Source organism: Mycoplasmopsis gallinarum DSM 19816, from assembly GCF_000621085.1.
GTDB classification, from domain to species: domain Bacteria; phylum Bacillota_I; class Bacilli_A; order Mycoplasmatales; family Metamycoplasmataceae; genus Mycoplasmopsis; species Mycoplasmopsis gallinarum.
The window spans coordinates 24364-37046 of sequence record NZ_JHZE01000005.1 but is presented as its reverse complement, the minus strand read 5'-3'; the positions used below and the strand labels follow the sequence as shown (position 1 = coordinate 37046).

General features: G+C 27.3%; 14 protein-coding genes and 1 tRNA gene. 7 read left to right on the top strand and 8 right to left on the bottom strand.

Translation table 4 applies throughout. The features are described from left to right. Positions 1–213 precede the first annotated feature (213 nt). The 3 genes from Q346_RS0100225 to rplM form a co-directional block, all read right to left on the bottom strand. A tRNA-Ile gene (locus Q346_RS0100225) sits at positions 214–290 on the bottom strand. Positions 291–345: 55 nt separating this feature from the next. Then, complete coding sequence (rpsI, locus tag Q346_RS0100220) at positions 346–741, bottom strand: 30S ribosomal protein S9 (protein ID WP_027332550.1); 396 nt, start codon at positions 739–741, stop codon at positions 346–348. 1 nt (position 742) lies between these two features. Then, the gene (gene rplM / locus Q346_RS0100215; protein WP_027332549.1) at positions 743–1177 is read right to left on the bottom strand and encodes a 50S ribosomal protein L13; all 435 of its coding nucleotides are present in this window, start codon (positions 1175–1177) and stop codon (positions 743–745) included. Between the two features lie 282 nt (positions 1178–1459). On the opposite strand from rplM, the gene Q346_RS0100210 reads away from it, so the two are divergent. The 7 genes from Q346_RS0100210 to Q346_RS0100180 all read left to right on the top strand — a co-directional run bounded on the left by Q346_RS0100210 (position 1460) and on the right by Q346_RS0100180 (position 7325). Beyond that, positions 1460–2614, top strand: a complete 1155-nt coding sequence (locus tag Q346_RS0100210; protein WP_027332548.1) for an aminotransferase class V-fold PLP-dependent enzyme — start codon at positions 1460–1462, stop codon at positions 2612–2614. A 25-nt stretch (positions 2615–2639) separates the two neighbouring features. After that, positions 2640–3035 (top strand): iron-sulfur cluster assembly scaffold protein, encoded by a 396-nt coding sequence (locus tag Q346_RS0100205; RefSeq protein WP_051521782.1) that lies wholly within the window; start codon positions 2640–2642, stop codon positions 3033–3035. Beyond that, entirely contained in the window at positions 3028–4299 is a 1272-nt protein-coding gene (locus tag Q346_RS03685) for a Y-family DNA polymerase (protein WP_051521763.1), read from the top strand. The genes Q346_RS0100205 and Q346_RS03685 overlap by 8 nt, the downstream gene beginning before the upstream one ends. A 1-nt stretch (position 4300) precedes the next feature. Then, positions 4301–5398, top strand: coding sequence for a nicotinate-nucleotide adenylyltransferase (locus Q346_RS0100195; protein ID WP_027332546.1), 1098 nt, complete (start codon positions 4301–4303; stop codon positions 5396–5398). 1 nt (position 5399) lies between these two features. Continuing rightward, the gene (locus tag Q346_RS0100190) at positions 5400–6146 is read left to right on the top strand and encodes a pseudouridine synthase (RefSeq protein ID WP_036437793.1); all 747 of its coding nucleotides are present in this window, start codon (positions 5400–5402) and stop codon (positions 6144–6146) included. Then, positions 6109–6882 carry an MAG0770 family lipoprotein gene (locus Q346_RS0100185; RefSeq protein WP_027332544.1) on the top strand — a complete coding sequence of 258 codons (774 nt, stop codon included), beginning with the start codon at positions 6109–6111 and terminating at the stop codon, positions 6880–6882. Before Q346_RS0100190 ends, Q346_RS0100185 begins: the two co-directional genes overlap by 38 nt. A gap of 146 nt (positions 6883–7028) precedes the next feature. Then, positions 7029–7325 (top strand): hypothetical protein, encoded by a 297-nt coding sequence (locus Q346_RS0100180; protein ID WP_027332543.1) that lies wholly within the window; start codon positions 7029–7031, stop codon positions 7323–7325. A gap of 53 nt (positions 7326–7378) precedes the next feature. Here Q346_RS0100180 and Q346_RS0100175 read toward each other — a convergent pair whose 3' ends face one another. The 5 genes from Q346_RS0100175 to recO form a co-directional block, all read right to left on the bottom strand. Then, positions 7379–8569, bottom strand: a complete 1191-nt coding sequence (locus tag Q346_RS0100175) for a phosphopentomutase (protein ID WP_027332542.1) — start codon at positions 8567–8569, stop codon at positions 7379–7381. Between the two features lie 8 nt (positions 8570–8577). Beyond that, positions 8578–9555, bottom strand: coding sequence for a DHH family phosphoesterase (locus Q346_RS0100170; RefSeq protein WP_027332541.1), 978 nt, complete (start codon positions 9553–9555; stop codon positions 8578–8580). After that, positions 9555–10523, bottom strand: coding sequence for a DHH family phosphoesterase (locus Q346_RS0100165; protein WP_027332540.1), 969 nt, complete (start codon positions 10521–10523; stop codon positions 9555–9557). The genes Q346_RS0100170 and Q346_RS0100165 overlap by 1 nt, the downstream gene beginning before the upstream one ends. 111 nt (positions 10524–10634) lie before the next feature. Next, entirely contained in the window at positions 10635–11831 is a 1197-nt protein-coding gene (locus tag Q346_RS0100160) for an MnuA family membrane nuclease (RefSeq protein WP_027332539.1), read from the bottom strand. Between the two features lie 82 nt (positions 11832–11913). Beyond that, the gene (recO, locus tag Q346_RS0100155) at positions 11914–12606 is read right to left on the bottom strand and encodes a DNA repair protein RecO (RefSeq protein WP_027332538.1); all 693 of its coding nucleotides are present in this window, start codon (positions 12604–12606) and stop codon (positions 11914–11916) included. Positions 12607–12683 lie beyond the last annotated feature (77 nt).

Here is a 12683-nt window from a genome sequence, read left to right as displayed (position 1 = left end):
AATAAAAAATATCCTCTCTTTATTTTAGATTAATACAAGGGGGATATTTTGTTTAAGTTTAATACTTGCAACGCATGAATTACCATGATCTGCTTGAAGGTTTGATCTCAGCCTTGCGGCACCCTTGTATTTTAATCTAATTAAATTTTACTTTATTTTGTAAAATAAATAAAAAAACTCCTTTTTATAGGAGTTTTAGTCACTTATGTGAAATGGTGCGAACGAATGGACTTGAACCATCGACCTCACGATTATCAGTCGTGTGCTCTAACCAGCTGAGCTACGCTCGCTTATGCCAATGAATTATACCATAATTCATTGGAAAGAATAAATAATTTTTAAAAACTAACGTTTTGAGAATTGACGAGCACGACGAGCAGCATTAAGACCAGGTTTTTTACGTTCTTTAATACGCGCATCTCTTGTTAACATACCTTCTGGTTTAAGTTTAGCACGATATGAATCACTTGCTACTAATAAAGCTCTTGCAATACCTAAACGAATTGCTCCTGCTTGTCCACTTAAACCACCACCACGTACATTAACAATAATGTCAAATGTACCTTTTGTTTCTGTTAAAACTAATGGTTGTTCAGCATCTTGAATGTATAAATCAGAAGTCAAGTATTGTTTTGCATCACGGTTGTTAATTGTAAATTTACCTGTACCAGGTTTTAAAATAACACGTGCTGTTGAAGATTTACGACGTCCTAATCCACGGTATAAAATTTGATCAGCCATATTATTTCACCTCTAAACTTTCTGGTTGTTGTGCTTCGTGATTGTGTGTTGAGCCAGCGTATACATAAAGATTTTTACGTTGTTTGTTTCCTAATTTAGTATGAGGAATCATACCTGAAATTGCTTTTTCAACCAATGCAGTTGGTTTTTTAACTCTTAATTTAGCAGCTGTAATGCTTTTTAAACCACCAGGGTATCCTGAGTGGTGGTGGTACATTTTATCTTCTTCTTTGTTACCTGATAAAACAATTTTATCTGCATTAATAATAATAACATTGTCACCCATATCAGCATTTGGAGTGAATGTTGGTTTATTTTTACCTCTTAATACAGAAGCAACAAAAGTAGCTAAACGACCTAAAATTTGTCCTTGAGCATCAACAACATATCATTTTTTATTTGCTTTTTCACGATTAATAATTGTAGTTTGTCTCATGACTTCCTCCTTTAACGTTAGTTTAATTAAAAAAATGCTTTCACATTATAATATATAAATAATATTTTAATGTGAAATTTATTTATTTTCTTTATACATTTCTATTTTTTATCAAAGTATGGATTTATTCTACCACAAAAATCAAGGAAAAATAAATATAAAAGCACTTTAATTTTGTCAATTTACTTTAAGAAATAAAAAATCATAAAATTTAGTAAAAATGGGCAAAAAAATTAAATTTTTTGTATTTTTTGTATTTATCAATAATATAAAATTGCTTTTATGAAACAAATTAGAAATTTTTTTCCTTTATTAAAAGATATTGTTTACTTTGATAATTCTGCAATGGCTCAAAAGCCCTCAGTGGCAATTCAAAAAATGAATGAATTTTATACTCAATATGCAGTAAGTACTAGAACCAGTGAAAGTACAATTGGAATTGAAAATAAAAATAAAATTACTACTTTAAGAAATCAAGTGCGTAATTTAATTAATGCTAATGAAAATGACAAAATTATTTTCACTTCTGGAGCAACTGATTCATTAAATAAAATTGCTTTAATGTTAAAAAATTGAATTCAAACTGATGATGAAATTTTACTTTCTGCTTATAATCACTCTTCTAATATTGGTCCGTGAATTAATATTGCGAATGAAAAAAAAGCTAAAGTTGTTTTTAGTGAAAACATTTTGGATGCTATTAATCCAAAAACCAAAATCATTGCTTTTAGTCAAAAGAGTAATTCTTTATACGAAACAATTGATATGAAAGCAATTTACGCTAAGGCTAAATTAAATAATATTTTAATAATTAATGATGCAGCTCAAGCAATTATTTCTGAACCTGTCGATTTTAAGCATTCAAATGTAGTTGTTTTTAGTGCTAATAAATTTTATGGCCCCACTGGTTTTGGTATTCTTGCAATCAAAGAAGAATTAAGTAAGCAACTTACTCCTGCTTTTGTAGGTGGAGGAGTAGTTGATAAGATTGATGCTTGCGGTATTATGCAACTAAAAAATAATGACAGCAGTTTTGAACCAGGCACTCCTGATTTAGCAGCTATTTATTTTTTCAGTGAATCAATTAACTTTTTTAATTCTTATATTGGTTATAATTTCACGCAAAAAAGACTGAAAGAATTAAGTAATTATGCTTATGAAAAATTACAAACAGTGCCAAATTTAACTTTATATAATCCTAAAGATGACCATATTATTTTATTTACAATCAAAAATACTGGTACTCAAGATATTGCACATTATTTAGCAACTAAAAATATTTATGTACGTTCAGGAATTTTTTGTGCTCAATATTTAAGAAATATTAATAATAATGAATCATTTGTTAGAGTTAGTTTGGGTGTTTATAATACCGAGGAAGAAATAGATATATTAGTAGAAGTTTTAAAAGAAGGTGGTGATTTTCTTGTTTTATAACGATCAACAAAAAAGAGAAATTTTAATGCAACATTATTTAAAGCCTAATAATAAAGTTGCTTCAATTGCTGAGAATAAAATAGAAAAATTTGGTGAAACTTGCTCTGATCACTTACAATTAAATTTAAAAATTGACAATAATCAAATCACAGAATTAAATTTTGCTGGTGCAGGATGTGTTTTCTTTTTAGCATCAACTGATTTATTAATTGATAGATTAAAAGGCTTAAATATTTCTCAGGCACAAGAATTATTAATGAAATATGAATTAATGATTAATCAAGAATTAGATTTAAATGAAGCAAATATTGAGTTTTTAAATAAATTATTAGTTTTTGAAAATATTAAAGTGCATCAAAATCGAATAAATTGCGTTTTAATGTTACCAAGAGCAATCAAACAATCTTTAACAAATGTATAAAAAAACCATTTTTCACATCGACTTCGATTCTTATTTTGTCAGTGCTCATCGTAGTGTTGAACCTAATTTAATGAATAAACCCGTTGCTGTTGGGCGTAAATTAAGTCGCTCAATTGCAACTTCAATTAGTTATGAACTTAAAAATAAGGGTGTAAAGGCTGGTTGACCAGTTTATCGAATTTTACAAGTTGAATCGAAAACTATTTTTGTTGAGCCTGATTTTGAACTATATACCACTATATCGAATCAAATATTTCAATTTGTTAAGGAAAAATTTACAGATAAAATGGAAATTTTTTCAATTGATGAATTTTGATTAGATGTAACCGACATAATTAATGAAACAGATCCGTTAATTCTAGCAACAAAAATTCAGAAGGATATTTTGTACAAATTCAAAATTCCTGTCACTGTTGGAATTAGTGAAAATAAATTTTTAGCTAAAATGGCTTCTGGTCTTGGTAAACCTTTTGGTTTAAAAGTTATAGATAATACCAACTATAAAAGCGAAATTTGACCTTTAAATATTGGTGAATTTTTTGGCATTGGTAAAGCAACTGAAAGTAAATTAAAAAAATTAGGTTTTAATACAATTGGACAATTAGCTAATGCTAATCCTAATGATTTGGAATTAAACAATTTATTTCGTTCACGTTTAAAAATTGTTTTAGATGAAGCCAATGGTAAAGGTTCTTCTTATGTTAATAATGCAGTAACTGAAGCTAAAAGTTTGGGAGCTGATTATACTTTTCCTTACTATAATATAGATGAATTTGAAGATTTATTAAAAATGGCTAGATCATTAGCTACTCGAGTTACTAAACAAGCACAAGATAAAAATTTATTAGCATATGTTGTAGCTATTAATTTACGTGATGTTGATAAACATTGACATTCTAAACAAGAAAAATTGGAATTCCCGACTAATAATTTAGATGAAATTATGCATCATTTAATTTATTTACTTCATTCACTTTGAAATGGAGAAGGTTTAAGAGGAATTGGAGTTAGACTAATGAATTTAGTTAATGCTTCAGAAGTTGGCATTCAACTTAAATTGTTTTCAACTAATCCTTATGATATAACAATTGATTCTTTTGTGGAAAATCCCAAAATAAAAAAAGTAAAAAGTATAATTAAAACAATAAATCGTCAATATCATAATGCTAGTTTAAATACAGCTGATGTTTTAGTTAACAAAGCTAAAACTAAACATTTAAGATTTTTTAGTATTCCAACTCTAGAAGATAAAAAGGAGAAATAAAATGAAAATTGGACTTTTTGGAGGTTCATTTAACCCCATTCATGAAGGGCATTTAAAAATTGCTCAATTTGCTTTTGAACAGTTAAATTTAGATAAATTAATTTTTATTCCTGTGGCAGCTAATCCATTTAAAAAAAATAAAAAATATGCTCCTAGTAGTGACAGAATTAAAATGATTCAATTAGCTATTGAAGATAAACCACATTTTGAAATTTCAGAATTTGAAACTAAAAGAGGTGGTGTTAGTTATACTTTTGAAACAATTCGTTATTTTAAAAACAAATTTCCTAATGATGAATTATTTTTTTTAATGGGTAGCGATCAATTGCCAAAATTAAATAAATGAGAATATATTGATGAAATAAGTCAAAAAGTACAATTGGTTATTTTTAAACGTTCTAACAAAATTAATAAAATTAATGCTAAAAAATATAAGGCAATTATTTTAAATAACCCTATTTATCCAGAATCGTCAACATCTATTCGTGAAGGTAATTTAATTTATACTCCTGAAAAAGTAAATGAATATATTGGAAATAATTATTTATATGCTTCTGAAATTTTACATAACATTTTAAAAGTTGATCCAACAAGAGCTAAACACTGTAAACAAGCGGCTGAATTTGCGGCTGAATTAGCTAAAACTGTTAAATATGATGCCAAAATTGCTTATTATGCTGGACTTTTTCATGATGTTGCTAAGAGATTATCAGAATCTGAAAGTCGTGAATTTATGCACTTCTTTGGTTTAGATGCATATGATAAAAAAACTTATCCTAATTTTAAATTGCATCAAATTTGTGGCGCTCTTTGAGTTGAATTTGTTTATAAAAATAGCAACAGAGACCTAATTAGAGCAATTAGTATTCATACAACCTTAGATTTGGAACTCAATACTTTAGATAAAATTTTATTTATTGCAGATAAAATTTGTCAAGGCCGTGCTTTCCCTGGAGTGCAAAAATTAAGAGAATTAGTAATGTCTGACTTTGAAGCCGGTTTTAAAGCGGTTTTAAAACATAATTATGATTATAATATTAATAAAGGAATTACTTTTGACAGCGAAGCTCTAGCTATTTATAAAAAATGAATGGAATAAAATGGAAAGAATACAAAAATTAATAGCCCAAAGTGGTTATTGTTCAAGAAGAGAAGCTGAAGAATTAATTAAAAAAGGCAAAGTTTTGGTTAATGGTACAGTTGCTAAATTAGGTGATGTTGCTGATTTAAACGCAATTATTAATGTTAAGGGACAAATCTTAAATTTAAAAGATAATCAACTAGTTTATTTTCTTTTAAATAAACCTAAAAAAACTGTAACTACTGTTAAAGATCCTTTTAAAAGACAAACTGTTGTTGATTTAATTGATACTGAATACCGTATTGTACCTGTTGGTAGATTAGATTATGATACTACTGGCGCTTTATTACTTACAAATGATTTAGAAATTGTGAATAAATTAACACATCCAAAATATGAAATTCCGAGAACTTATCGTGCAAGAATTAATGAGCCTTTGAGTCGAAATGAATTAAAACAAATTAATAAGGGTGTGATGGTAAATGGCAAAATTTCGCATCAATATGTAGATCAAGTGGATAATAAAAGTTATTTAGTAACTTTGCATGTCGGTTCATATCACCATGTTAAAGAGTTATTTAAAGCTTTTAATAAAAAAGTGATTAATTTAAAAAGATTAGCTTATGCGAATTTAACAGTTGAAAAATTACCGGAAGGTTATTATCGCCCTTTAAAACTTAAAGAACTAAAAGATTTAAAATACATTATTAGAATGCAAGAACAAAAATATGCACAGAAACAAAAAGAAAATAAGAATAATTCCTAAACTTTGACTTTTTAAAATAGCAACACCTTGTGTTGCTCTTTTTGCTATTTCTTGTCAAAGCAGTTTTGATAAATTAGACAATTTATTAAATATCGAATTTAATAAAGAACTAAGGGAAAATGAAAGTAGTTATCAAACTAATTTTCAAAATTTATTAACTTTTTTCACAGGTAATCAAAGTCTAAGTGAAATTAATGATTACGGAAATGAAAAAAATTATCTAGATTACTATTATCGTTGATATGTAAAAATTAAAAATATTACTAATTTATGATATGAAAATTTAGGTTTGAATTCCAAAATTCAAAATTGATTACAAAATGCAGAAGAAATCAAAAACATTGGTTATTTTGCTAATAATGAATTCATTAATTTGAATCAAGATTATGAATGATTAATTTCTTCATTAACTTATGATACAACTTCTAACAATCAAAATAAAATTAGTAATCAAGTTCAAAATTTGTTTCGTTTAAATAATGAAATCAATACTTTATTTAATGATTTTGCTTCGAGATTAAAGAATCAGTCGCCTTTTAATGAATATAAAAATATTTTTCTTCCTGAGGGAGATTTTCCTAGTGATTGACCTTTTTTTAAATCTCAAGGTGCAGAAGCGTCTGATGTAGAAAATTATTTTTTCGATAAATTGATTGAAATTGCAGAAAATTTAGAAATTGAATATGACACTAAAATTTTTGATAAAGAAAAATTAATTTTGACTACTCCAAATTAGGCTCAACTGGTTCATCAGACGGTTCCTATGGCCACAGTCATGCTGTAATCAATATTTGAAGAGAGTGAAAAAATAATGTTTATTTATATAAATCAAGTGATTCTGAATATCAAGCAGAATTAAGGAAAAATAATAAATATTTGCAAATGCAAAATTTTGTTGATCAATATTTTGCACAAAATCAAAATAATTATAATTTGGTTTTAGTTAATAATCAAAATGAAGTGATTTTTGAGCTTAATCAATTTATGACTAATTTAAAAGAGACTCTTTTAAATAATCGTTTGCCAGAAATTGAAATTAATCCTGTCAATAAAAACGTGATTTTAGACTTTAAGCAACCAATGGATAAATTTGAAGAAAATGTTTTATATTTTGCTAATGCCATGCTTAAAAGAGCTAAATCCATTACTTTATTAATTAAAAATTATCGTTCATCTTAAAATAAAAAATAGCGAATTTGACTTGTTTATAGCCATATTCGCTATTTTTATTATTAAACTAATTGATCAAAAATATCATCACCTGTTTCAGATACGATAGCTGCTCCAAAGTTTCTTGCAATAATATTTCCAGAAGTTCCTAAACCTCTTACATCATTTAAAACTTTAGGGTCTTTAAATGATTTAGAAAAGATAGTTAATGGTAATAATTCTCTAGTGTGGTTAAATCCTGGATAAAGTGGATCATTACCATGATCACTAGTCATAATTAATAAATCATCTTCGTTCATTACGTTAATTAATTTACCAATTTTACTATCTAATAAAGCAATATTTGAAGCATAACCGTCAACATCTCTTCTGTGTCCATAGTGTGAATCAAATTGCACTAAATTAGTGAAAATTAATTTCTTATCACCAGCTTCTTGAGCTAATTGGATTGTAATATCCATTCCATCGCCATCGCCATTTGAAGGATAATGTTTTGAAATTCCTTGCCCTACATAAATATCGTTGATTTTACCAACACTAATTACTTCTACACCTTGTTTTTGTAATTCGTTTAAAATCATTTCTCTTGGTTGATTTGCATAGTCATGACGATTAAATGTACGTTTATATTTGCCATTTTCATCAGTAATGAAAGGTCTAACGATAATTCTTCCTACATTTCATTCAGGTTTTGATGAACAAATTTCTCTAGCCGCTTTACCATAACGATAAAGATTTTCTAAACCGATTCATTCCTCATGAGCAGCAATTTGTAGAACTGAATCATTTGAAGTATAAACAATAATTGCTCCGGTTTCTTTTTGTTCTTGCGCTAATTCATCAATAATTTCAGTTCCTGAAGCGGCTTTGTTTCCAATAATTTTACGGTTATCAAAAGCCTCTTCTAATGCCTTAATTAAATCAGCTGGGAAACCGTTTTCAGTAAAAGTTGGAAATGGTACTTCAGTTTTAATTCCCATCATTTCTCAGTGGCCAGCTAAAGTATCTTTTGCATTTGAAACTTCTTGCACTCTGGCCATATATGCTAATGGTTTTTTCACATGATAATTACCATCTAAGGTAGTAATATTTCCAATTCCTAATTTTCTTCATGTATCAATGAAAAACATTGAACTTTTTGAAGCAGATAAAATAGTATTTGCCCCTTTATCTCCAAAGGCTTTTTGATCTTTATCTGGCCCAATTCCAAGCCCATCAGTTACAATCATAAAAACTCTGTTAAATTTTGCCATAATTCCTCTTATTTATTATTTTCTTCTTTTCATCTGATAACTTCTTGATTACAATCCGCTATTACATCAGGGATTAAATCAAATGATTCTAAAATTGATCCTGAAGCTCTTTCGTGGCCTCCACCGCCTCATTTAAGAGCAACATTTCTTACAATTGGACCATTTGAACGGTATTCAACTCTAATTTTGCCATTTTCTTCTTCAATAAATTGAACTCAAAATGGATAGCCTTTTAAATTACCAATTAAATTTGGTCTAACAACTTCATTTGGCTTTTTACCCAAAGAATTTGCAGTTTTTACATCAATTCATGTATAAACTACTTGCCCAACAGTTTTCATATTAGCCATTAAAATGCCTTGTAATTTTAAGTCTTCTAATGAACTTTCTGCTAACCCTGCAAAAATTTTGTCAGCTTCTAAACCATTTTTATATAAATGAGCAACTAATTCATGAGTATTTGCTGAAGTGTTTGAATAAGTGAAACGTCCACTATCAGTTACAATACCTAAAAATAGGTAGGAAGCTGCTTTAGAATCGATTTTTCAATTATTTCGATAAGCTAATTCGGTAATCATTTCATCCGCAGCAATTTTAGATGAATCAACTCATCTTGTACAATTATCTAAATCATCTTCATTCGGATGGTGATCAATTCTAATTGTTTCAGGAAAAAGATTTTTATCTAAAACTTCTCTGAATTCAATTCTTTCTTTAAAGTTAGCATCCACAATAATCCCTAATGATTGTTTTAAAATTTCATCACTAGGAATTTCATCAAAATCGAAAGTTAAAAAGTTGCTAAAACTTCCCTTACTATCACCAATGGCATAAACTTTTTTATTTGGATAATTAAGTCTAATTAATTCTCTTAATCCAAATTGGCTTCCTAAACAATCTCCATCGGGTCTAATATGATGAAAAATTACTAAGGAATCATAAGCTTCGATTTTTTTAGTAATTTCTTGTCAATTTCCAATTAACATTATTGGTCCTCTCAAACTTTAATGCACTCATTTAAATCAGCTAAAACTTGTGGAACCATTGCAAAAGATTCAATAGTAATTCCGGCAGCATTATCATGTCCACCACCATTGTATTTTTTTGCCACTTCATTAACTTTAGGTCCATTTGATCTTAATCTACCTCTTACCTTGCCATCTGCTAATTGTATAAAGAATGCTCAACATGAATTGTCTTCAATATTTGCTAATTCACCAACAAATATCGCAGCTTCTAAATCATTCATATTAAATTTATTCATTACTTCATTAGTAACTTCGTAATATAAAACACGTCCTTCTTTTTTGAAATTAGCTAAAACTTCACCTGTAAATTTAAGATCTTTTAAATTTCTTTTATTTAACTCTTTAAAAATCGCACTTGGTTCTAAATTAGCTTCATCGTATAAGAAAGCAACTAATTTATGAGTTCGACTTGAAGTATCTGGATACATAAATCTTCCACTGTCAGTTACAATTCCTAAATAAATATGTTCTGCAGCTTTTTTAGTTACTTCTCAATTTGCGTCATAAGCAATTTGAGCAATCATTTCAGCAGCTGCTACATAGTGTTCATCAACTCATAAATAGTCATATTCAATATCACTACCATTTGGATGGTGATCAATTCTTAATTTAGCAGTTGTTTTATTTTCTAATAATAAATTAGCGCATTCAATTCTATCACTTGATGAAGCATCAACAACAATGGCTAAAGAATTATTAAAATCAATTTCTTCTTCTTTATCAAAGTGATAATTCATAAAATTAAAATTATTCATATTATTTCCTGGAGTAAATACTTTTTTCTCTGGGAAATTTTTTCTAATTAATTCAGCTAAACCTGATTGACTTCCTAAACAGTCACCATCAGGTCTAATGTGGTGAAATATGACAATATTGTCATATTTTTTAATTGCATCAATTGCAACTTGGCTTGAACCAATTTTCATTTTTTCTCCTTAGTTAATAAATTAAATTAATTTAATAAAAAAATATTTTGTTAAAGTCATTTTAATTATAAAAAAACATTTAATTATTGTTAGACTTTCGCAAAATATTTATTAATTTATTTCATTATTTCCACTAGGTAATTTGATATTTAAAATGATTGGTGCATGATCACTAGTTGCGGCAGCAACAGTTAAATTCGTATTATCTTTAAAAGTTTTGTTTAAAGCTGCTCATTCTTTTAAATCGGTGTTTTTATCTCAAACATTATTATTATATAAATCAACAATATCTATTTTATAAGGGCTATTGGCTTCAATAATGATATTTTTTTCTAATTCATCTTTAAACAATCACTTATCATAAGGATTAGCATATTTTCTTTTAACAACTCCATTTGAAGTTTTACTTAAAGAAGTGTTATATCAAGTATCATCCAAACGATTAGCAAAATCTACATAGGCACTATAAATTTGATTATATTTAAAGTTTTCGAAAATTTCATTAGCTTTAACTTTTAAATTAGTATCTCCACCAAAAACAATGTCGACATTTGGACTAAGTTCATTTAATTTGTCAAAAATAACTTCTTTCACTTTGGTTGCTTCTAAAATTTCTTGTGAACCATTATCATTATATTCTGTTGCCGCTTCGCCATTTTTTTCATTAACTCCTGGTGCATCAAAGTGGGCAATTACATATCAAAATTGATAATTAGTTGCTTTATGTTTAAACAAGGCACCAAAAGGAGGACGAACATAAATATTATCTTGAGTAAATAAATGAGTATTTTCAATACTAAATTCATTTTGATTATAAATAAAAGCATAATTTTCTCTACTATTTAGAAAATTAGGATTAATTGCTTTTTTAGAAATTTCATAATTAAAATTTTCACCAATTAATTTAGTTAAATTTCTTACACTTCTTACAACAGCGTTATCATCTCTTTTTTCGTCTGGACTATCAATAAAATTAATTTCAGTTAAACCGATGATTGAGGCATTAGCATATTTAATTGCTTTAGCAATATTTTTAGTTTTAGGTGAAGTTGCTGTTGAAACATTATTACCTCCAAAATTTAAAATGTTTCAATTCATAATTCGGAAATTATTGGAAGGGATATCTAAAACACTGGTTGGTTGAATTTCTTTAATTATTGAATCTTTTTGTGGATTTTTATTAGTTAATTTATCTTTATTTTTTCAAGCATAAAAAGCACCCGCAGCGGCACCTGCCACAACAATGGTTGATGATAAAATTGCAGATAAATTTTTAGCTAATTTATTTTTTTTAGTTTTTTTAGCCATAATTTCTCCTCTAAAATTTATGTAATTATTTATTTTATCTTAATTTGCTGAAATTAAATTAGCATTACATTCCATTTATAAATTAAGATAAATAAAAACCGTTGTTTTTTAACAAATCTTTTAATTCTTCATAGATGAAATTATTTACATCTTGATCAACAAAATTAATATAACTTTCTAAATCTAATGCTAAATGATAATATGCTTTTAAATGGCGTAAAATTTTGCGATTATTTCCGGCGCAATTTATACATAAATATCCGCCTTTGGCGAATTGAAAATCAACTATTTGATTATTTTTATTACATTCACTGCAATTAAAATAATTAGTTCCTAATCCAATAAAGGGTAAATATTGAGCAAGAAAATAAGTCAAAATATAGGGATATTTGCTTATCTCAAATTGATTAATTTTTTGCAAAATTTCTAAATATAAATTAAATAAGGAAATTCTAGATTCATTTAAATTTTTAATTATTTTAGTTAATTCTTTAAATAATTTAATTTGTTCTATTTTTTCAAAATTAATGTTTATTAGGCTATTTGCTCGCATTAATTTACTCATACTCTTAGTCAATCTTGCTCTAAAAAATTCAATTTCACAATATGAACCAATTAATAAATTGAAACGATTTTTAGAATTTGGCTTATAAATTCCTGGTGCATATAAACGAATAATTTCTTTAGGGGTTCAAAAAATAACAAATCCCGCTGTATCATTGGATAAATCTTGTTTAACTTCGAGAACAATCCCTTTTGCTAAAGATGCTGCCATTTTAATCTCCCATTTAAATAAACATTTATTAAAACCAATATGAAATATATTTGCATTACTAAGTATTATTTTTATTT